The sequence below is a fragment of the Peptoniphilus faecalis genome, from assembly GCF_012976305.1.
GTDB lineage: Bacteria > Bacillota > Clostridia > Tissierellales > Peptoniphilaceae > Peptoniphilus_A > Peptoniphilus_A faecalis.
Genome location: NZ_JABDSR010000008.1, coordinates 112,632 through 131,954, shown reverse-complemented (window position 1 = coordinate 131,954; position 19,323 = coordinate 112,632). Strand labels below are relative to the sequence as shown.

27 protein-coding genes and 1 riboswitch are annotated in these 19,323 nt (G+C 32.6%); all 27 genes read right to left on the bottom strand.

Features of this window, described 5'->3' with window-relative positions:
- Window positions 1–508: 508 nt before the first annotated feature.
- Window positions 509–1,474 (bottom strand): biotin synthase BioB, encoded by a 966-nt coding sequence (gene bioB, locus HKO22_RS07215; protein ID WP_169969615.1) that lies wholly within the window; start codon window positions 1,472–1,474, stop codon window positions 509–511.
- 61 nt (window positions 1,475–1,535) lie between these two features.
- Entirely contained in the window at window positions 1,536–2,177 is a 642-nt protein-coding gene (gene trmB, locus HKO22_RS07210) for a tRNA (guanosine(46)-N7)-methyltransferase TrmB (RefSeq protein ID WP_075659367.1), read from the bottom strand.
- Window positions 2,178–2,332: 155 nt separating this feature from the next.
- Window positions 2,333–3,082: a DNA/RNA non-specific endonuclease gene (locus tag HKO22_RS07205; RefSeq protein ID WP_075659368.1), complete on the bottom strand. Its 750-nt coding sequence runs from the start codon at window positions 3,080–3,082 to the stop codon at window positions 2,333–2,335.
- A gap of 166 nt (window positions 3,083–3,248) precedes the next feature.
- Window positions 3,249–3,770, bottom strand: coding sequence for a HutD family protein (locus HKO22_RS07200; protein ID WP_169969613.1), 522 nt, complete (start codon window positions 3,768–3,770; stop codon window positions 3,249–3,251).
- On the bottom strand, window positions 3,771–4,787 hold the full coding sequence (fni, locus tag HKO22_RS07195) for a type 2 isopentenyl-diphosphate Delta-isomerase (protein ID WP_169969610.1): 1,017 nt from the start codon (window positions 4,785–4,787) through the stop codon (window positions 3,771–3,773).
- A gap of 45 nt (window positions 4,788–4,832) precedes the next feature.
- Window positions 4,833–5,801 (bottom strand): gluconeogenesis factor YvcK family protein, encoded by a 969-nt coding sequence (locus HKO22_RS07190; protein ID WP_169969608.1) that lies wholly within the window; start codon window positions 5,799–5,801, stop codon window positions 4,833–4,835.
- Window positions 5,786–6,652, bottom strand: coding sequence for an RNase adapter RapZ (gene rapZ / locus HKO22_RS07185; RefSeq protein ID WP_169969606.1), 867 nt, complete (start codon window positions 6,650–6,652; stop codon window positions 5,786–5,788). Before rapZ ends, HKO22_RS07190 begins: the two co-directional genes overlap by 16 nt.
- Before the next feature lie 19 nt (window positions 6,653–6,671).
- On the bottom strand, window positions 6,672–7,565 hold the full coding sequence (gene murB / locus HKO22_RS07180) for a UDP-N-acetylmuramate dehydrogenase (RefSeq protein ID WP_169969604.1): 894 nt from the start codon (window positions 7,563–7,565) through the stop codon (window positions 6,672–6,674).
- 172 nt (window positions 7,566–7,737) lie between these two features.
- Window positions 7,738–8,862, bottom strand: a complete 1,125-nt coding sequence (locus HKO22_RS07175; protein ID WP_169969602.1) for a pyridoxal-phosphate-dependent aminotransferase family protein — start codon at window positions 8,860–8,862, stop codon at window positions 7,738–7,740.
- 99 nt (window positions 8,863–8,961) lie between these two features.
- On the bottom strand, window positions 8,962–9,567 hold the full coding sequence (locus tag HKO22_RS07170; RefSeq protein ID WP_075659374.1) for an ECF transporter S component: 606 nt from the start codon (window positions 9,565–9,567) through the stop codon (window positions 8,962–8,964).
- A gap of 52 nt (window positions 9,568–9,619) precedes the next feature.
- Window positions 9,620–9,732, bottom strand: a riboswitch (FMN riboswitch).
- Window positions 9,733–9,832: 100 nt separating this feature from the next.
- Window positions 9,833–11,263, bottom strand: coding sequence for a L,D-transpeptidase family protein (locus tag HKO22_RS07165; protein ID WP_169969600.1), 1,431 nt, complete (start codon window positions 11,261–11,263; stop codon window positions 9,833–9,835).
- Window positions 11,264–11,783: 520 nt separating this feature from the next.
- Window positions 11,784–12,092, bottom strand: a complete 309-nt coding sequence (locus HKO22_RS07160; RefSeq protein ID WP_169969591.1) for a phage holin — start codon at window positions 12,090–12,092, stop codon at window positions 11,784–11,786.
- Window positions 12,093–12,095: 3 nt separating this feature from the next.
- Window positions 12,096–12,362 (bottom strand): hypothetical protein, encoded by a 267-nt coding sequence (locus HKO22_RS07155; RefSeq protein WP_169969588.1) that lies wholly within the window; start codon window positions 12,360–12,362, stop codon window positions 12,096–12,098.
- A complete protein-coding gene (locus HKO22_RS07150; protein WP_169969586.1) occupies window positions 12,329–12,958 on the bottom strand; it encodes an NlpC/P60 family protein in 630 nt (209 codons plus the stop codon). Before HKO22_RS07150 ends, HKO22_RS07155 begins: the two co-directional genes overlap by 34 nt.
- A 12-nt stretch (window positions 12,959–12,970) precedes the next feature.
- Window positions 12,971–13,321, bottom strand: coding sequence for a hypothetical protein (locus HKO22_RS07145; RefSeq protein ID WP_169969584.1), 351 nt, complete (start codon window positions 13,319–13,321; stop codon window positions 12,971–12,973).
- A 65-nt stretch (window positions 13,322–13,386) separates the two neighbouring features.
- The gene (locus HKO22_RS07140; RefSeq protein ID WP_169969582.1) at window positions 13,387–13,827 is read right to left on the bottom strand and encodes a type II toxin-antitoxin system HicB family antitoxin; all 441 of its coding nucleotides are present in this window, start codon (window positions 13,825–13,827) and stop codon (window positions 13,387–13,389) included.
- Window positions 13,828–13,862: 35 nt separating this feature from the next.
- Window positions 13,863–14,045: a type II toxin-antitoxin system HicA family toxin gene (locus HKO22_RS07135; protein WP_169969580.1), complete on the bottom strand. Its 183-nt coding sequence runs from the start codon at window positions 14,043–14,045 to the stop codon at window positions 13,863–13,865.
- Window positions 14,046–14,439: 394 nt separating this feature from the next.
- Window positions 14,440–14,574 (bottom strand): CD1375 family protein, encoded by a 135-nt coding sequence (locus HKO22_RS11015; RefSeq protein WP_268935714.1) that lies wholly within the window; start codon window positions 14,572–14,574, stop codon window positions 14,440–14,442.
- Window positions 14,575–14,647: 73 nt separating this feature from the next.
- Window positions 14,648–14,755 carry a CD1375 family protein gene (locus tag HKO22_RS11010; protein WP_268935713.1) on the bottom strand — a complete coding sequence of 36 codons (108 nt, stop codon included), beginning with the start codon at window positions 14,753–14,755 and terminating at the stop codon, window positions 14,648–14,650.
- Window positions 14,756–15,109, bottom strand: a complete 354-nt coding sequence (locus HKO22_RS07130; RefSeq protein WP_169969578.1) for a hypothetical protein — start codon at window positions 15,107–15,109, stop codon at window positions 14,756–14,758.
- A complete protein-coding gene (locus tag HKO22_RS07125; protein ID WP_169969577.1) occupies window positions 15,102–15,431 on the bottom strand; it encodes a hypothetical protein in 330 nt (109 codons plus the stop codon). Before HKO22_RS07125 ends, HKO22_RS07130 begins: the two co-directional genes overlap by 8 nt.
- Window positions 15,432–15,714: 283 nt before the next feature.
- On the bottom strand, window positions 15,715–16,260 hold the full coding sequence (locus HKO22_RS07120; RefSeq protein ID WP_169969575.1) for a hypothetical protein: 546 nt from the start codon (window positions 16,258–16,260) through the stop codon (window positions 15,715–15,717).
- Window positions 16,261–16,266: 6 nt separating this feature from the next.
- A complete protein-coding gene (locus HKO22_RS07115; RefSeq protein WP_169969574.1) occupies window positions 16,267–17,094 on the bottom strand; it encodes a putative phage tail protein in 828 nt (275 codons plus the stop codon).
- 1 nt (window position 17,095) lies between these two features.
- Complete coding sequence (locus tag HKO22_RS07110; protein WP_456238490.1) at window positions 17,096–17,431, bottom strand: phage tail fiber protein; 336 nt, start codon at window positions 17,429–17,431, stop codon at window positions 17,096–17,098.
- Window position 17,432: 1 nt separating this feature from the next.
- A complete protein-coding gene (locus HKO22_RS07105) occupies window positions 17,433–18,491 on the bottom strand; it encodes a baseplate J/gp47 family protein (RefSeq protein ID WP_169969570.1) in 1,059 nt (352 codons plus the stop codon).
- A 4-nt stretch (window positions 18,492–18,495) separates the two neighbouring features.
- Window positions 18,496–18,939 (bottom strand): DUF2634 domain-containing protein, encoded by a 444-nt coding sequence (locus tag HKO22_RS07100; RefSeq protein ID WP_169969569.1) that lies wholly within the window; start codon window positions 18,937–18,939, stop codon window positions 18,496–18,498.
- A gap of 2 nt (window positions 18,940–18,941) precedes the next feature.
- On the bottom strand, window positions 18,942–19,322 hold the full coding sequence (locus HKO22_RS07095) for a DUF2577 family protein (protein WP_169969567.1): 381 nt from the start codon (window positions 19,320–19,322) through the stop codon (window positions 18,942–18,944).
- Between the last annotated feature and the right edge of the window lies 1 nt (window position 19,323).

Sequence of the window (19,323 nt, the reverse complement as noted above, 5' to 3'; positions counted from 1 at the left end):
GCGCGCCGCCAGCGTTCGTCCTGAGCCAGGATCAAACTCTCAATTAAAATTTGTATGACTCATTTGTTTTTTCAACTAAACGAATTTCTGGTTTGCTTTGTGATTCTTTTACGAATCTTGATTCTTTTACGAATCTTGATTCTTTTACGAATCTTGATTCTTTTACGAATCTTGATTCTTTATGAATCTTTTATCTTCACACTATTTAATTATCATGTTTCTTGCTACTCTTTTGAAGTAGCTTATTTATTATACTCTTGTAAGGTTTTTTTGTCAAGTATTTTTTTACATTTTTTCAAATTCTTTTTTACTCAACTTTTACAAAAGTTTGCTGTATTGCGATACAACTATTATAGTTTAGCATCTTATTTTTTTAATGTCAACTGTTTTTTGGTTTTTTATTTTAATTTTTTTAAAAAATAACAGCTGAATTGATTACAGCTGTTATATGTTACTACTTTTATTTTTTTATGTCAAGTATTTTCTTATAAATATTTAATGATTTCTTTTACACTGCTTTTACATTATAGTTTAGTTCTTTAAATCTTTCCATGTCTTCTTCTATGCTTATTCCCTTTGTTGTTAGAAGTACTCCAGATATTGCAGCATTTGCTCCTGATTTTAATGTTGATGTGCCAAAGTCTTCCATTAAAGCTCTTCCTCCGGCTAGTCTAATTAAAGCTTTAGGGAGAATAAATCTAAATGTGGCACAAGTTCTATTTACTTCTTCCATAGAAAGTGGTTTGTTGTTTTCTAATGGTGTGTTTTTTATCGGGTTAAGTAAATTTACTGGAACGGAGTGAACTTTTAATTTTCTTAACTCTAATGCCATGTCAATTCTGTCTTCAAAGTCTTCTCCAAGTCCTATTAATCCGCCAGAACATATTTCCATCCCTGCTTTTTGTGCCGCTTTGATTGTCTCAATCTTTTGATCATAAGTATGTGTTGTGCATATTTCCGGGAAAAATTTCCTTGATGTTTCAAGGTTATTGTGTATTCTTTTTATTCCTGCATCTTTTAGTTTTTCAAAGGATTCTTCAGAAATTATACCTCCTGACAGGCATATTTTAATGTCTGGTGCTTTTTCATATATTTTTCTAGTAATGCTGCATACTTTGTCTATGTCTTTTGGAGTTAGTCCCTTTCCACTTGCTACCATTGAGTATCTTGGAATACCTCTGTTGTATTTATCTAGAGCGTCCTTTACAATTGTTTCTTCATCTAATAGATCATATTCTTTTATATTTGTGTTGTAATGTGCTGATTGTGCACAAAATTTGCAATTCTCAGAACATCTGCCACTCTTTGCATTTATTATGGTACAAACATCAAAGTCGTTACCACAGAAGTACTCTCTAATTTCGTCTGCAGCTTCTGTCAACTTAACATAATCGCTATTATAAACTTCAATAGCTTCATCCCTTGTTATAGCATATCCTTTTTTTACTTTTTCTTTTAATTCAATAATATCCATCTCTTCAGCTCCTGAAGTAATTATATATTTTACATGGTTTATTGTCAATTAAAAATAAATATTAGTTAACATAATGCTCGAATACGCCAAATTTTATTTTTTGATTTAATTTTCTAAATTTTCTTTCATATTCTGTCACTATATTTTGTGGATATTCATCGAGTTTCATATCAAAATCTTCTACTAATGTAGAAAAGCCACAGTCCTTAAAGTAATCGAGACTTTCTTCAAATAGCTCTAGGTCATCTGTCTTAAAATATATCTGTGATTTTGGCCTTAATATTATTTTATATTTTTCCAAAAATCTCGGATAAGTTAATCTCCTCTTTTTATGTTTTAATTTTGGCCAAGGATTGCAAAAATTTATATAGATTCTGCTTATCTCTTCTTTGTCAAAATAATCTAAAATATTTTCCGCATTTATCGGCATTGCCCTTACATTTGTTAAATCTTCATCTAAAATTTTTCTAGTTGCGTAAATAAGGGCATTAGTTTCAATGTCCACCATTATATAATTTATATCTTTATTTCTCTTTGCTGACTCTATAGTAAATGTACCCTTTCCTGCGCCTATTTCAAGATAAATTGGATTGTCGTTGCCAAAAACTTCACTCCATTTTCCTTTATTTTTTTGTCCGTCAAAAAATACATAAGGATTTTCACGCATTTCAGGGATTGCAAAATGTTTTTTTCTAAGTCTCATAATACTCTCCTTTTTTTGCTTTAAGCATTATAACACAAGTTATACAACTGTCAATAAGTCTTATGATTTTTATCAAACTTTATTATTTTGCAAAAATCAACTATTATAAATACATAAAAATAAAAGCCACAGTGGGCTTTTTAAAATTTTTCTTATTATTTAATAATATTATTTTTATCAATTTTTGTCCTTCCAGTTTTATAGTCTATTTTTACGCCTTCTTCAATATTTCTTACAAAAACTCTGAAGTTAATTTTTTTGCCTCCATCTTCAATGCTATAGGCTTCCATAATTACACCACGTGCCACTAATTCGTCATCGACAAAAATCGGCGTTACTCTATATCTAACCTTTTTCCCAGTGTCTCTTATATAATTTGCAACAGAGTTTTCAAAGGGAAGCATTCCTTTAGTATTAAATGATCTCGTACCCGTCATTAGATTTTTCCAATTGTCATTTTCTCCAGTTAACTGATATGCGATTAAGTGACATCTATTGTAAACTGCTCCACCATCCACAAATTTATAAAATTTTTGATGCCAACCAGTTGGATAAACTTTTGAAATATCTCCTCTTGGAGCCTTTGGCATGGAGTCTGGCCCAATAAGGGCATTGGCTTGTCCAACTCTATTGAGTTCATCTAATTCCGAGTAATTTGAAAAATCAGGACTCATTTTTAAATCGTCTTCTGAAAACTGTGGTGGATTCTTGTCTATTTTATAGTAGGGACTATTAGCAGTTACTTCATATTCATTCCCAAAAATATCCAGAAATTCTTCAATTTTATTTAAAAAACTTTCATTATAATTGCTATCATGTTGAATAAAATTTTCGTCAACAAATAAAAATCCAACAAATAGGAAAAGTATAGTAGCAATAAATTTTAAGTTTTTGTTTTTCTTCAATAGCTACACTCCCAAAATTCAATATAAATGCCGCCTTTGCTTTAAACAACAGCTTTTCTATAATGTATGCTAGGTTCAAAATTTTTAAGGTCGGTTTAAAAAAAAAGTAAAACCCTCTACTAAAGTATTTGTTAAGAGGGTCTTGGTCATCAAATTAAATATTAAATTAAAATTCACAAATTATAATTTTTCCTATTCCCTTTATCTCAACTTTTTCCCCTTCAAGATATATTGCAGAAAATTTCTCAAAAACTTTTTCATCTACTTTTAAATTTGCGTCATAATTAAATATTACTGCTCGAGCTCTTGTGGTAAATTCAAAGTTGTTGATGTTTAGGGCATACATTTTTGCTTCAAGTCCTTTTTTATAAATTAAGTTAAAATCTCTAACATCGCCTGATGATTTTGTATCATCATCTCCATTAAAGAATAAAACTTCAAAGGGATTTAATTTGAACTTTTCACCAGCAGTTTCTATGTTCATCACATTATCTATTGGCGTGATATATCTGTTAAATCCTTTGTAAGGTGTGTAATTTGAAACTTTTTCATTACAAGTTGCACTGGAAATTCTAAAATCAAAATTTTTTTCTCCAACATTTGCATTTTCTGGGTATATAAAAACTTCTGTAGTAACTCCCGCAGACCATTTTGAATCTTTGAATTCTTCTTTTTTTAGAAATTTCATTTAGCCCTCCAATAATTCTTTTAGCTTTCCAGTAACTTTATAGTCAACTTTTTGTAATTCAGCTATGTTTTTTGCACCTGAAAGCATCATTAACATCTTTGTTTTTTCGATTATTCCGTCGACATATTTTAATGTATATTCATAACCGCCACGAACGATATAAGAAAGTACTTCTCCACTAATTGCAGCCATAGAAGCTCCTGCTACTATACTTTTTACTATGTCCATAGAATTTTTTAATCCACCTGCAGAAATTATACATAAATCTTTTAGGTTAAGTCTTTTTGCTTCTATTAGCGACAAAGCAGTAGGTATTCCCCATGAAAATAAATCTGATATATCGGAGTTTGGGTCTCTTAAGTTTTCTATTTCAAAAAAGTTTGTACCTCCATAGCCAGATATGTCCACATATCTAACTCCTATGTCATATAATTTTTTTACAGTTTTTGGAGACATACCAAATCCAACTTCTTTTACTATAACTGGTACTTCAGATTTTTTTACGATTTCTTCAACATTTTTAAGTATTCCACAAAAATTTCTTTCCCCTTCTGTTTGAACCAATTCTTGTGCAGGGTTTAAATGAATTTGAATTGCATCTGCTCGCAAAAGTTCTACAGCTTTTTTAGCGTCTTCAACACTTGAAAAACCACTTAAATTTGAGATTACAATCCCGTCTTTTATAATTTCTCTTACTATTTCAAAGGATTTTCTAGAATCCTCATCTTCTAGTGCAATTGTCTGTGAACCAACAGCCATTGGCAAGTCAAATTCTAATGCAACATTTGCAAGATTTCTATTTATTTCCTCTGAAAGATTGCTGCCACCTGTCATGGCATTAATCATTAATGGAAATTTTACTCTTTTATTTAAAAAATCAACACTTGTATCAATTTCGTCGTAATTTATCTCTGGAATAGAGTCATTATACAAAAAGATATCAGAAAAAAGTGCATCGCCGACATAAGTGGAGCGAAGAAAGTTTTCTATATGTTCTGTCTTTCTATATTTCCTCATTGTATCCTCCTTTAACAAATAAATCATATCATTTTATAATTTTTTTTACAACAATGAAGCTTTAAAAATACTGGCTCCTATTTTATTTCCATCATGTCTAATAAATCCATCCTTTATTTCGATGAAGTCTCCCTCAGTTAACTCTACATTTTTCTCTTTGAAATAAGTCCTGTCATCATCTGTTGCAAAAATTGGCGTGGATTCTTCTTTAGTATAATAATACTGATATACATCATTAGTTGCTCTAAAGTCGTTGGCGATTACTTCGTCTATAAATTCATAATTTGAATGTTTTAAAATTGCATCGAAATGATCCTTTAATGAATAATTTTTTGTCTCTCCCCTTTGTGTCATTGCATTGGCAATATAAATTACATGAGCCTTTGTATCTCTTAATGCTTCATCTATTCCTGCAATCAAAAAATTTGGAATAATAGATGTGTAAAGTGAACCGGGCCCAATAATTACTATGTCGGCATCTAAAATCGCCTTTAAAGCCTCTTTGTTTGCCCTTGGGTAATGAGGAATCATACTCATTTTTTCGATTTTAGTATTAAGTCTATAACACATTTTCGGGATATAAGACTCACCAACAACTTTGTCTTTAGAAAGAAATTCTGCCACTAGATGAGTTTCGTCTAAGGTAACAGGTATAATTTTCCCAGTAACATTAAATACACTGCTCATTTCGATAAGAGCCCTATCAAAGGATCCAAAAATATCAGTCAAGGCTGCAATCAAAATATTTCCAACATTTTGATTTTTTAAAGTTCCTGAATTAAATCTATAATTTAATAAGTCTTTTAAAGTTTCATCGGTGTTTGAAAGTGCTATGAGGCATCTCCTTACATCACCTGGTGGCAAAATATTAAGTTCTTCTCTCAAAATTCCACTTCCGCCTCCGTCATCAGACATAGATACAATTGCAGAAATGTTTTTTGTATGATGTTTTAGTCCACGCAAAATAGTGGAGATTCCTGTACCTCCACCAAGAACTGCTATCTTTTTTTCCATAAATTTTTCTCCATATCTCTGTGAGATATATAAGTAGATTTATATTCCTCTTTCAAAATTCTTCCAATTTCTTCAGCAATTACTACTGATCTATGAAAGCCACCAGTACAACCAATTCCAATTGTAAGAACCCTCTTTTGCTCCGCCATATAATTTGGAATCAAGAATTCAAGTAAATCAATAGTCTTTTTGATAAACTCTTTTGTAACATCCCTTTTCATTACATAATTTTTTACTTCTTCGCTTTTGCCATTTAAACTTTTTAGTTCTTCGACATAAAAAGGATTTGGCAAAAATCTAACATCTAAAACAATGTCAGCATCTTTTAAAATTCCTCTTTTATAACCAAAACTAGAAACTTCAATAGCAAAATTATCCTTTTCATCATAAGATATAAATGCCATAAGTTGTGTTCTCAAATTTTTAGTAGAAAGACCCGTTGTATCAATTACAAAATCGGCGTCTTTTTTTACTTTTTCAAGGGTCTTTTCTTCAAATTTATACCCTTGGACAATGGAACTACTCATTGGATGAGGTCTTCTAAGTTCCTTATATCTTGCAATAATAGTTTCCATGTCTGCGTAGAGAAATAAAAGCTTAGTCTTTACATTCATTCCCTTTAAATCTTCACAGGCAGAGAAAAAAGAATTAAAAAACTCACCGCTTCTAAGATCGACAACAGCAGCAACTTTATCAAAGTTTTTGCTCTTTGCATCTAGAGCCATTTCACAAAATTTTGGAAGTAGCGCTGGCGCTAGATTATCCATTGCATAATATCCCAAATCTTCAAAAACATCTAGAGCATAGGACTTGCCCGATCCACTCATCCCAGTAATAATTATAAGTTCCATTTAATCACCAAAATTCAAATCAATCACCAATGATTTTAACTTCTCGCTCCATCTTTACGCCGAATTTATCCTGCACAACTTTTTGCACAATTTCAATAGTTTCAAGGACATCTTTTGCACTTGCATTGTCTTTATTCACAACAAATCCACAGTGTTTTTCGCTGATACCTGCACCATTGTGAGTAAATCCTCTGAGGCCAGAATCATCAATTAGTTTCCCGGCAAAATATCCCTTTGGTCTCTTAAAAGTTGAACCTGCTGAAGGCTTGTCGAGAGGTTGTTTCTCTGCACGCCTTCTGTCAAATTCCTCATACTTTTCTTTTATCTCATCTTTGTCGCCATGGGAAAGAGCAAAGGTTGCTCCTAGAACAATTAAATCCCTTTCTTGTACTAAAGAATGCCTATAAGAAAAACTCATGTCTTCGCCTGAGAGTTCGATAATCCTTAAATTTTCATCAAGAAGTCTCACGCTTTTAATCACATTTTTCATCTCGCCATCGTAGGCACCAGCATTCATGACAACACCACCGCCAAGAGAACCAGGTATGCCATGTGCAAATTCAAGACCCGTTAAAGAATTTTCCATTGCAAATTCACTCACTTTTTTTAGGCTCACTCCAGCACCTGCATAAATTTCTGTATTTCCAACTTTTTTTATATCCCTTAACTTGTTTTTAAGTTTAATAATAATGCCATCAAATCCATTGTCCTTTACAATTACATTTGTGCAATTTCCAAGAATATAAAATTTATAATTATTTCTTTTAATTTCCTTTATAATTTCAACCAGGGAATCCTCGTCCTTTGGCTTTATCAACAACTTAGCAGGCCCACCAACACAAAAGGATGTATGATTTAGCATTGGCTCGTCATAAAAAAAATCTCCCAAATCTTCATTTATATTAAAATCCATAAAACACCTCAAAGTATTATTAAATTCATTATATCATTAAAGAAGATAAATAATAAACCTTAAAGGAACATGGAGTTTAAATTTATCTCAAAATAATATTTCTTTTCTTTTATAAACTATGGATTTTGCTACAATCTTTCTAATTATTGAATTAAATAGAGAGATTAAAATTTTATTTTTCCATTAATTTTTCAAATTCTTTTTTCAAAGAAATTTTCGTTTTAATGCCAAGTTCTTTAAACACTTCATCTAGCTTTTCATAAAGTTCCAAGAAATTTTCATAAGAGATATTATTTCCCATATGCCCTATTCTAAAAACTTTTTCAAAGATATTTCCTGCTCCCTTTGATATTAGTATTCCCCTTTTTCTCAATGCTTCTAATATGTCTTCTGCTATAAAACCTTCTGGCACCATTACTGCCGTTAATGTGTTAGCTCTTGAATCCTTTGCATAAAGTTCAAAACCTGCATCTTCAAATATTTTTCTAGTTACTTCTGCGTATTTTTTGTGTAACGCTACAGAGTCCCTTTCAAAGAGCTTATCAAGCGCAAGATCTAATGCATAAGTTAGATTTTCATTCATTGTATAGGGAAAGGCAAACCCGTCGGAATAATCATAATAGTTTAAAAAATTCATGTAGTAGCTTGGCACTGGTTTTTTTCTATTTGCTATCACCTTTTTTGCATCTTCAGATATTGTTACAAGTGTTAGCCCAGTAGGTGCTGATATACATTTTTGACTTCCGCCAATTGCTATGTCCACTTTATAATCGTCAAAATCAAAATCTTCTCCACCCATGCCTGATACCGTGTCTACAACTGTGATTATTCCGTAGGAATTTAGTAGGTTGCAAATGCTCTTTACATCATTTGTTATCCCTGATGGAGTTTCACAATGCACCATTGTAGCAACTTTAAAGTCGTGATCCTTTGCTAAAAAATTTTTTAATTTTTCTATATCAAAACCACGCCTAAAGTCATCTTCATAAATTTGTGCCACACCATCATAAAATTTTACGAAATCGGCAAAACCTGCTCCAAAAACTCCATTGTTTAACACAAGAACTCTATCTCCTGCTTCCACTAGGTTGCATATAGCTGCTTCAAGTCCAATCATGCCTTCTCCAAGCATTATAAAAGAAGTTGCTTCCGTCTTTAAAAGTTTAGATATCTTTCTTTCCACTCTCCTATGTATTTTTTCATACTCGGGATCGATGTCTGGGTTTGTAAAAGATTTTCCCATTAACGCCATTACTTCATCGTCGATTGATGTTGGACCTGCACATAAAATTTTCATTTTTATACCTCTCCTTTTCCTTTTGATTAAATTATATTATATGAAGACAAAAAAACAAGTTGTCAAAAGACAACTTGCATAAACTTTATTAAAAACCAATTAGTTTTTAAATAATGGGCTAACTTTTTTATAAACTAACATCATCACAGCTGATGTTGTAAATCCCTTAATTAAATTAAAAGGTAGCACAGAATAAATCATCATTGTAAAAAGTCCTGTGATTTTCGATGTGATGGCTGAACCCATTGCTATTATAGCTTCCATTGGCATTACCTTACCATAAAGTGGAAATACTATAAAGTAATTTGACATCATGGCAAGTACTGTCATAAAAAGAACTCCTACTGTTAGTGAGACAACTGCCCAATTATATGTTTTATGTTTTCTATAAATGTAGCTTGATACAAAAGCAAAAGTTGCTGAAACTATAAAGTTTGATAGTTCGCCAACGCCCGCTGTAATTGTTCCCTTAAATATTAATGCAAGAATGTTTTTCAATGCTGCAATTATTATTCCAAAAACTGGTCCCATAGTAAAGGCACCAAGGAGAACTGGCAAATCTGATATATCTAGCTTCATAAATGGTGGTGCTACAAAGGTAAGTGGCAATTGAAAATACATTAATATAAAACCAATTACAGATAACATTCCAATTTTTGTCATGTCTTTCGTTCTTATCATTGTGCTTGAGTTTACTTTATTCATTTTACCTCCTGTTGGGGCATAAAAAAACCCCGAACCTTCGGGGTGTGAAAGTTTAAATCATTCTCTCATCCAGACTCTACTGTCGGTATTGGAATCTCACCAATTCGGCTTTCGCTCGCGGACTTTACCGCCGGTTGGGATTTGCACCCTTCCCTGAAGATTTAAAATTATTATTTATTTCTTAAATTAATTATAACACTTGTTAAATTTTTTGCAAGGATTTTATGTTCAATCTATATTAATTATCAATTGACTTTTATAATTGTCATTGTACCTGCCCTTGATTTGTTTGTGTCCCTTCCTGTGTCGCTATTGTATCAGGAACTTTTTGCGTTGCTGAATTATAAACTATAACTGGCATTCCATTAAAAGTTTTGTCAAAAAGATTTTTCATAACTGCTGGTGGAATATTTATACAGCCATGAGATCCACTAGATAAATAAATATTTCCTCCAAAGTTTGATCTCCATGTCGCATCGTGAAGTCCTATTCCAGACCAGTTTATTGGAAGCCAATAATTTACCTTAGAACGATAATTTTCTCCCGTTAGAAATCTGTCTCTTTCACGAGACCAAATTCTATCTGTACCCGTTGGCGTTCCATTTCCAAGAGTTGGATTTCCCGAAACTATATTAGTTTCTAGCTCAAGATTGCCCTTGTTGTAATACCATAATTTTTGTCTCGCAAGATCCACTTCAATATAAGTGTTTCCTATATCGTTTACTGTTCTTGAAACTGCATCTTGTCTATAAATTGGTTTTATTGTAACAACTTCATCTTTATTCAGTGCCGCAATAACTTCAGCTCTTGTCTTTGGCCTATCTGTCAACCAACCATAAATTCCCCCATCGACTTTTACCTTGCCAATGCCAGTTGTGTTAAAAATTCTTGAAGTTCTAAAAGTGTCGTACTTTGCTGCAAGATTTTCCACAAATTTCGCAACTTTGTTTTCATCAATAACAAGTGTTCCATCATCAGATTTTGAGTACATTGCTATAATACTCTGTCCCGTAACTTCCTCTTTCCTATCGTCAAAGTCAAAAATTATTTTCTTTGTAAAAAGATTTTTATAGGATTCCAATTGATTTTTGATGTACTGGCTATCAGCTATAATTCTTGGTTCTATATAAAGATTTTCTTTTTCAAGATTTAACTTTTCTTTTTTGTCTGCGAAATGAGATATTATTGCCCTTCTTAATTCAGCCTGCTTTACGAAGTCTCCATGAACTTCTTTCTCTACCTTAAATTCACCCTTGTCAAAAACAACTTTCGCATCTTTAGAATGAATTGATTCATTTTTAACTGGATTTAAATTATTTAGTCTTTCAGTAAGTGCCACATCGTCATATTTTAAATTTGTGTCCAACTGATATTTTTTGTCGACTAAAGATGCCACTGGCCAATAAAGCGGAGTTTGTTTTATAGATCCACCACCAATATTATCTTCAAATTTTATTTCTTCTGCTGTGATTTTGTCGTTATTTTTCTTGTCCTTTGCGACAATATCTAACACAAAATTTTTAGAAAGTTCGCTATAATTTTTCTCAAATTCAGAAATTTTCGTAAGTCCAAAATCGTATCCATTGATGTAAGTTCTCGGCATAAATCTATCTCTAAAAAAATACAATCCCGAAATATATATGAAAATTAAAATTATAATTATAAATGCAAAAAATATTTTAAATGTCTTCCTCATGATTCCTCCCATTACCTTTATATTATACTCCATAGAAAATTTTAAAAAAGATATTTTAGTAGATTGTTATAAATGTAATTGAATTGTAAATATTTATAATTATATGTTTTCGCCAACTTTCTCAATATTTTAAAAGATTTTATCGACAAAATAATCTATAAAGACAAAAAAATAACAGTCCAACTAAAAATGTTAGACTGTGTGGATATTGATGGTGCGGGAAACCCAAGCAAATCATTAAACACACAAAAAATTATAGTTTTACAAGTTGCATAGTTATAATTATACATCAACTTTAATTTTTTTCTTTTTTGATCTGTTTAATTTCTATCTTAGAATTTTGCATTAATATTGTTTTAGGTTTCCATTTTCTTAAATTTCAAATTATAAAAAAATAAGCCCAGGACGATAAATCCTAGGCTTTTACCATGCACAACATATAAAAAATGTGTAATCGTGACAAAGAACTCTCTGCCAACTTGAATACAAATTGTACCAAGTTAAAATGACGACTAATCACTTAATTTTTCAGTTCTTTTTTCCATTTGTTTAATTCTAATACACTTGCTTCTATCATGTCATCAAGTTCTTTTTCTGATAATTTAAGTCCCATTTCTTGCAAGCGTCTTAATACATATTCCTTTTTTAATTCACCTTTTCCTGATTCTTTATATATCTGCTCTGCTGCTTTTACTGCAATTTCTACTGAATTTAAAATATTTTCTGTTTTGTTTTGTGCGTTTTTATTTTTTAAATAAGGGATTAAAACTCCAGTAATTAAAACTGATATAATACTTAAAATCACATAAAAAATATTATTTATAGTCATTTTTTAGCCTCCTTGGTATTCGTCATTTTGACTTTTTATTTCATGTATTTCTTTTTCTATTTTCTTTTTCTTTATTCTTGATAAACTCCATAGTTCAACTGTGGTAAATGAAAACCAAGCTCCTATTAAAGTGCTTGGCTCTGTTCCTGTTTTTGCAAAAATAAAGAGTACGATAACAGTAAATAAAATATTTAACAATATAACTAGAGTAACTATAAATTTACTGTATTGACTTTTTATTCTATTTCTATTCCTTTTTCTCTTGTCCATTTAACATCATATCCTAATTCTTCAAAAAACTTGCGAACTGGCACCATCATACTTCCTAATTGCACATATGAAACACCGTCTATTACTTGAGGGCTTATTTTACTTTTTTTGCCCATAATAGTTAAATAATTATATACTGGCTTTGGTTGCGGAGTTGCTTTAACAATTGGTTCTTTCTTTTCTATTCCTTGCATTAATGTCTTTATCCTATAAACCTTTTTAAAATATGCACGATTAACATAAATGCAAACTCCTTCTTTGTATCTAGCTTCTAATGTCTTACCATCTCCAAGATAAATTGCAACGTGTCCATCCCATTTACTTCCTCTGTATTCTCCACCCCATAGGATATCTCCTCTTTGTAGTTCTTTTTTAGGAATTTCAGTAAAACGTGGATCTCCATCTAATATATATTTAGTTGAGATAGTTCTGTCTGTCTTTGATAAGTCTAAAAGTTTAGCGTCTCTTAATCCTTTATAAATAAGTGATGAACAGTCACTATATCCTTTCTGCATACGTCTAGGTTGCGAATAATTATCTCCCTTATATTTCATAGCAGCGTTTATAAACTGCTCTACTTTATTTTTATCTAACATTAATATCATCTCCTATTTAAGCATTGGGAACAGAAAATATATAAATGCACCTATAAAAATGCCAATAGCTACTTTTATTATTGCATCTATAAAATTCTTTGTTCTCTCATTTGGCTTTATATAGTGGTCGGATATCCTCTCGCTATAAAGCTTGTCTATCTTGTCGTCAGTTTTCTTCGTCGTCCTGTCAATGTTCGATAGGTCTTTTTTTATAATCTCTATATTTAAGTCTTGCCTTCTGCTTAATTCTTTTTGTTCATCGATTTGCTTTCCGTGCATTTCAATTCGCTTGTCCTGCGTCTTGTCATTCTCTTCTAACTTTGAGATTCTTATTTCATGATCCGTTATCTTTTCATTTTCCATTAACTCACCCTTTCCATTAAAAAAACACCCTTAAAAAAGAGTGTTTTAACATTAATTCTGAATTTTTAATTTTTAGCGATATTTACAATAGCTTCTGTCAAAAGCTTAGAAAAATTTAAATTCAATTTATTTCCCAGATCATTACTCCACTTTGGTATAGATAATGTCTTTTTAACAAGTTCTTGACTTCCTAAATAATCTTTTAAATCAACATATACTAAAGAAATAAAAGATTTAGAGTAATCATAAAAATTATTAAATTCGTCATCGTCTTTAAATGGAAAATTATCTTCAACAGACAAGTCCCCTATGTTTGATTTTTTGGGAAGTGTTTCTCCATTTTCTATAATTGAACTTGCCATAATACCCAAATAATCACTTGCCATTAATAAAGCATCTTCAATTGAATTACCTTGAGTTCCTGCCCCTTCAATATCTGGTATATAAACATAATAACCTTTTTCTTCTGGGCTATAATAAAATATCGCCGGATAAGAAACTAACATAATTACCACCTTTCTTATATAAGGAGTAGGGCTATTTAAAGCCCCACCTCTTTTAGGATTCCACGTTCAGTACCCTTTTGGAGTTCTCCATGTGGAATGATAATAGGTCTTTTCAGTCCGGGCTTTGTCATTTTAATATGGCTGCCCTTTCCGCCTTTAACTACTTCAAAACCATTCTTTTTTAGTAGCTTGACCATTTCATCTTGTGTCATCGGCATGTATACCTACCTCCTGACAATTATATTTTACCACGTATTAACACGTAAATCAAGGCTCGTTTTAAATTTATCTCTTATATCTTTTTCCATTATCTAATTTTTGTAATTATTTACTTAAAATAAGTATAGAATTTCTTTTACTCTAGGTTTTAAAACCTTAGGCACTTGTGCATAAGTGCATTTTTCAAGAATAATCCTTTGTGCAAAAAACACAATGGCTAAACTTAAATACTTGATAAAAAAATAATGTTGCATAGTAGAATCATCTATTCTGCAATATCACCTGAACCATCTGTATGTCCTTGAAATTATTATATCACAGAAATATTTTCATTTCCCAAGATGTTACCTTATTTTTTGCAAAAATTTAGGGAAGCCTAAGCTTCCCTATTAATTATTCTTCTTCCTTTGCAAGTTCTCCCATGCCTAAATCTTCAAGACACTTTTTAGTTCTTTCTTTTAGTGACATAGGTACTTGAGCAAAAGTTCTTTTACCATAGATGATAAGTGTTGCGTATACTACGTCCATTTCTACACCCCCTCTCCACTTCAATTTTAGTATTAAAAAAACACTCCCAAAGAGTGCTACTACTAAACCTATTTTATTTTTCATTTTCAAGAGCCTTAGCCACTTCATCTCTTAAAATTGTTGGTACTTGTTCGATTGTTCTCTTTCCCATTTTGATTAGATATACATATACTGCTACCATTTAAATACCTCCTAAATTTGCTTCAAAGCTTTCTGCAAGTGCTGACATTAAAATTAACTTATCACTTTCTAATTTTTCGTAGATTTCTGCTTGTGCCATAGCAGATTGGATTTTAAATTCTTCTAATTCTTTTTCAATCTTATTTGGCTCGACTTCTTCCTTAGGTTTTTCTACTGGGTCATTATTCCTTTCGGCATATAGCCTATGGATTTCTTCCCTTTCTTCTTCAGTTACTAGGACAGGGTTATCAACTGTTCCCTTTTTTCCTGTAACTTCTTCCACAATTTTAAAACCTAAATTCCTATCTTGTGGCTCCCAAATTATTTCACAGCCACATTGTATTATTTTATACATTACTTACCTCCTTAGAAATATCAAATACCAAGCAAGTAAAGGCAAAAGTTGCCGTAAATGTATTGCTAAATTCTACAGCAATTTGAGACCCTGGAGTTGCATAAAACCTTCTGGTTCTACCAGTGTCAATATTTGTCGGCTTACTAAAACTTGCATTTGCTAATGCATGACCATACCCCCAGTGACCGACTTTTGATGTACCTGCTCCAACAATTTCTACTACCATGTTGTTATCAATATAACCAACCCATAATTCTCCGTCTGGTACTTGTATTTTTTCATTTTCTTTTAATGATGCTGCAATTGTTCTTTTTAGCTTCATGCTAAGGACACCTCCTTAGCGAAAGGGACTACACTACTTTGAATACAACACCTGTAAAAACTACATTTGTTAGTTTGGTACCCCCCCCCTAGTATTACATTAAGGGAAATCCCATTACTAAATCTAGAATCAAGTGATATTATTCTATATTGTACACTACTGCCTGCCCTATATAACAATGTCCCTTTCCAAACCTCATCACTCGGTACTGATGTGCTGTTATCAGTGTCTAAATTTATTAGTATACTCCTATCAAATTTTAATTTTGCCATATTATCACTCCTTAACTATAAGCAAGTATTTGCTCTATAATGTCACTGTGTATTTCTTCAATTATTTCTTTTTTATAAGCATTTAAGAGGTCATTAACCTCTTTTTTTGTGTACCTGTCTTTCATAGCATCTTCCAGAGCCTTGCCCCTTGCACCATCAAAGGCAGTTCCCTTAACTTCTCCAATTTTAAGCTGTGGAGATAACTCAACATAAGTAGACCCAGTCCACCTATATATCTTACTCCCAGCCATGTCAACATAAAGTTTTTTGCTATTCCCAGTATATGGAAAGTTCCCCCTTGCCTCATACATCAAGACATCCTTATAAACGTCAAGGTCAGGTAGTTGACTAACTAAAACCTTGCCTCTATTATCTAAATCAGCCTTTTTCTTTAAAAGGTCTAAAAGATTGACTCCATTTGTACTCAATACTTCCAAGGCATCATTGACAGCCTTTATAAGCTTGTCAATCTCGTCCATGTTGTAATTTAAGTCACCTACGATGACATAATCATCTGGCTCTGGCTTGTTTAAATTATAATTTTTTGTTTTTTGCACTCATCATCACCCCTTATATTCATTAAAACTTTTCCAAGTTATAGGCTCTAAATCTCGCCATCTCATATCCTTTGTAGCTTCCTTCCAAGTCCTTTGAGTGTAGGTAAATATCCAGTTCAGGTCTGCTGGCATGTTAATTCTAAGCATACGCTCAAACTCATCAAGATTATTGGGTAAGCCATTTGCCACAAAGCGTATTTCAAAGACATAAGGATTTTCTGTTTTTAAAACCTCAACCCCAGCATTATTATTAGAAAAGGCACTACATAAGCCTTTTATAGCTTCCTCGTCAGTCTGCTTGTGCATAAGGTTCAAGACTGCTTGTATCTGCCTTCTTCTCTGCTTATAGGATATATCTGGATCTGTCCTTATACCAAGTCGCTCCTCAAAATAAGGCAACATCTCTATAGCACTGTCAAGGTTAAGGTTTCTATCCACCCTTGCTACTTGCTCTTCCATGTACCTATAAGATATATCTAGAACTCTGCACAGATTTATAAAAGTCGGATTTATCTTGTCATACCAAGGCAAGAAGTATATCAGCATTTCAAAGAAATTAATAGCAGAAACAAAGATTGCCACCTGCATGTCTGTTTCATCTTCAAGCAATAGAATTTTTCCCATAATTTCAGAAACTAAAATAGAAACATCGCCAAATTCTGTGTCTGCCTCCATCTCTACTTTACCCCTATCAACTTTTACACCCTTGACTTGTAGGTCTTGGCTTATCTCCATAAGGATCAGGGCAAAATCTTGCCACTGATTATTTCTTAAACTAGACCAGGTTTTTTTATTTACCGTGCCATAGCTAGATTCAAAAATTAACTTTCCCATACTATCTCAACCTTATAATCATATAACCCCTAGGTATCTTATATTGACTGGCTACTCCTATGGACTTAACTACTTCGGGAGTGCCCTCCCAAATCTTGTTGCCACCACTTAGAGCATCATAAAGGCTAATCTTTGTGATATTACCCCAATCCTCTTGGGCAATTGGAAATTCAATATCCTTGCTATTTTGAACTTGTCCATTTGATGGCTCTGTAAAATACACTGGAATTCTTTTATAAGATCTAGCTACAACCTCTTTTGTATTTTCCAAAGCACAATAAACTTGCCTTGATATTAAACTCTCTTTTAACACTCGGTTTTTTTCTACCACTTGCATATTATTCACTCATAATCACCCCCAAGCTTTCAATTTCTGGTACTTCCGTTTCTTTCATATTTACATTCCCTATACTTCCATTAAGCTTTAACTCGTCATAATCACTTACACCATTGACCTTTAAAATTTCCGCTCCCACTTTTGCATAAGAAACAATATTTTCTTTAAAGGATATACTATAAAAATATTTTTCTATCCTGTCTTTTATTTCTTCCTTAACCTCGATTAAGTTGGCATTTTGAGTGAGTTTAATTTTTACATCGACTTTAACTTTTTTTGTAGTCGCACTCTCGACTGTTAGGCTCTCATACCTTATAGGAGCTTCTTCCAGGATGTGCTTTTTGACCTTTTCTATAAGGTCAGGTCCTACTGCCTTTCTATTAAGCCCTATAACCACAACCTTGACAGTTCCTCCACCTTGCCAAGTCCTAAAGACTTTAGCGTTCCAAATTCCATCAACCTCAGTAGCCCATAGCTTATAGTGTGCAGGGTTTCCAGCCTTTGGCGGGTGGAGTAGCTTCTCCAGGTACCTCTCCCTTAAGTCGTCATCAGTTTCTTGGTCGTACCCATTCATAATTTTCTTGGCATTGGATATATTATCTACTCCCATTATTTGAGGACTTATCTTGTCAATTGCATTAGGTAAAACATTGGCATCTCCACCATGAACAACAGACTTAACCGCAACTATGATATTTCCTGATTCAGGTATTACATAATCTTGGTCAATTGTAAATTCAACACTACCTGCCAAAAAAATCGTCTCTTTAGGTATCACTGTCTTAGGTATCCCCGTAATCGTTACTTCTCCAGTAGACTGTGTAGCTTGTTTTCTCTTAATTCCTGCTATTTGTAAGACCCTAGCATCAAGTTCCTCATCTTCTAAATTCATGACGTCAAATTTTTTAAAAAGTTCCAGGATAATCCTTTGGAAGTCTTCAAAGACTATTGCCGCCGCCGATAAAATATCATAACTAAAACTATTAGGTGACTTATCCTCAGTATTGCTCAAATTGTTAAGCATTACTCTTAAAAATTCTTCTTGCGTCTTTTCTTGCATCTACTCACCTCCTAATATTCAAGTTATTCATTTCTAGTTTTCCATAAATTGTAATCGCCCTAAAATCTATATATAGAGTTCCCTCATCAAAATTAACCTTAAATTCTTCTAGTCTTATAATGTAATCTTCCAAGGCTCTTTTTATAGCTTCTTTAACAAATCTTTCAGCCTCAGAGTTTACATAGCCTTGGGTATAAGCTTGACCTATCAAGGTTTCTAACTCATGGCCATAGGACCAAGGAAAGACTACCCAACGATATCTCTCCGACATAAAGAGTTTCCAAAGTTTTACCTTCAAAGCCTCGTTTTCGTAGACAAAGTACATCTTCCCGTCTTTTGTCTTAAATCTCGCTGTGTCCATATCATAGGCATATTCCTTAGCTATTGGTGTCTCTATAAAGTTTTCTCTAATTAATTGAGGATCCATAAAAGGATAAAAATCTGCCATACTTACCACCTCGCTATCTTATAGATTACATAGAGAGTCTGTTTGTCCTTTGACTGTAAACAAGCCACCAAATCGCCCGCTTTCAACTCGTCTTTAAATATAATTTTTGCCTTGGGAAAAGCCCCTGCTATGTGACCATCACCGTGACTGTCACTACCAGTTAGTTGTGCCATAGGGATTTCTATTTCCCTTTCATGACCCTTGACCCAGTATTCGTCAAGCTTGATGTTGTTTTTCTTATAGTCGATGTCCCTAACCTTAACTACTAGGTCAGGCAATGGACTTATAACCTCTCCAGTCTCACAGTAGGGTAAGACCTCAATTTCTGGACTAGGATCAAATAAGTTTACAATTTCTTGTGCTCCATTTTGTTTTTCTTGCATC

Excerpts from the sequence above, each read along its gene's own strand:
- bioB (WP_169969615.1), bottom strand. The coding sequence starts at position 1,474 with ATGGATATTATTGAATTAAAAGAAAAAGTAAAAAAAGGATATGCTATA.
- trmB (WP_075659367.1), bottom strand. The coding sequence starts at position 2,177 with ATGAGACTTAGAAAAAAACATTTTGCAATCCCTGAAATGCGTGAAAAT.
- HKO22_RS07200 (WP_169969613.1), bottom strand. The coding sequence starts at position 3,770 with ATGAAATTTCTAAAAAAAGAAGAATTCAAAGATTCAAAATGGTCTGCG.
- fni (WP_169969610.1), bottom strand. The coding sequence starts at position 4,787 with ATGAGGAAATATAGAAAGACAGAACATATAGAAAACTTTCTTCGCTCC.
- HKO22_RS07190 (WP_169969608.1), bottom strand. The coding sequence starts at position 5,801 with ATGGAAAAAAAGATAGCAGTTCTTGGTGGAGGTACAGGAATCTCCACT.
- rapZ (WP_169969606.1), bottom strand. The coding sequence starts at position 6,652 with ATGGAACTTATAATTATTACTGGGATGAGTGGATCGGGCAAGTCCTAT.
- murB (WP_169969604.1), bottom strand. The coding sequence starts at position 7,565 with ATGGATTTTAATATAAATGAAGATTTGGGAGATTTTTTTTATGACGAG.
- HKO22_RS07175 (WP_169969602.1), bottom strand. The coding sequence starts at position 8,862 with ATGAAAATTTTATGTGCAGGTCCAACATCAATCGACGATGAAGTAATG.
- HKO22_RS07170 (WP_075659374.1), bottom strand. The coding sequence starts at position 9,567 with ATGAATAAAGTAAACTCAAGCACAATGATAAGAACGAAAGACATGACA.
- HKO22_RS07165 (WP_169969600.1), bottom strand. The coding sequence starts at position 11,263 with ATGAGGAAGACATTTAAAATATTTTTTGCATTTATAATTATAATTTTA.
- HKO22_RS07160 (WP_169969591.1), bottom strand. The coding sequence starts at position 12,092 with ATGACTATAAATAATATTTTTTATGTGATTTTAAGTATTATATCAGTT.
- HKO22_RS07155 (WP_169969588.1), bottom strand. The coding sequence starts at position 12,362 with ATGGACAAGAGAAAAAGGAATAGAAATAGAATAAAAAGTCAATACAGT.
- HKO22_RS07150 (WP_169969586.1), bottom strand. The coding sequence starts at position 12,958 with ATGTTAGATAAAAATAAAGTAGAGCAGTTTATAAACGCTGCTATGAAA.
- HKO22_RS07145 (WP_169969584.1), bottom strand. The coding sequence starts at position 13,321 with ATGGAAAATGAAAAGATAACGGATCATGAAATAAGAATCTCAAAGTTA.
- HKO22_RS07140 (WP_169969582.1), bottom strand. The coding sequence starts at position 13,827 with ATGTTAGTTTCTTATCCGGCGATATTTTATTATAGCCCAGAAGAAAAA.
- HKO22_RS07135 (WP_169969580.1), bottom strand. The coding sequence starts at position 14,045 with ATGCCGATGACACAAGATGAAATGGTCAAGCTACTAAAAAAGAATGGT.
- HKO22_RS11015 (WP_268935714.1), bottom strand. The coding sequence starts at position 14,574 with ATGGACGTAGTATACGCAACACTTATCATCTATGGTAAAAGAACTTTT.
- HKO22_RS11010 (WP_268935713.1), bottom strand. The coding sequence starts at position 14,755 with ATGGTAGCAGTATATGTATATCTAATCAAAATGGGAAAGAGAACAATC.
- HKO22_RS07130 (WP_169969578.1), bottom strand. The coding sequence starts at position 15,109 with ATGTATAAAATAATACAATGTGGCTGTGAAATAATTTGGGAGCCACAA.
- HKO22_RS07125 (WP_169969577.1), bottom strand. The coding sequence starts at position 15,431 with ATGAAGCTAAAAAGAACAATTGCAGCATCATTAAAAGAAAATGAAAAA.
- HKO22_RS07115 (WP_169969574.1), bottom strand. The coding sequence starts at position 17,094 with ATGGGAAAGTTAATTTTTGAATCTAGCTATGGCACGGTAAATAAAAAA.
- HKO22_RS07110 (WP_456238490.1), bottom strand. The coding sequence starts at position 17,431 with ATGCAAGTGGTAGAAAAAAACCGAGTGTTAAAAGAGAGTTTAATATCA.
- HKO22_RS07105 (WP_169969570.1), bottom strand. The coding sequence starts at position 18,491 with ATGCAAGAAAAGACGCAAGAAGAATTTTTAAGAGTAATGCTTAACAAT.
- HKO22_RS07100 (WP_169969569.1), bottom strand. The coding sequence starts at position 18,939 with ATGGCAGATTTTTATCCTTTTATGGATCCTCAATTAATTAGAGAAAAC.
- HKO22_RS07095 (WP_169969567.1), bottom strand. The coding sequence starts at position 19,322 with ATGCAAGAAAAACAAAATGGAGCACAAGAAATTGTAAACTTATTTGAT.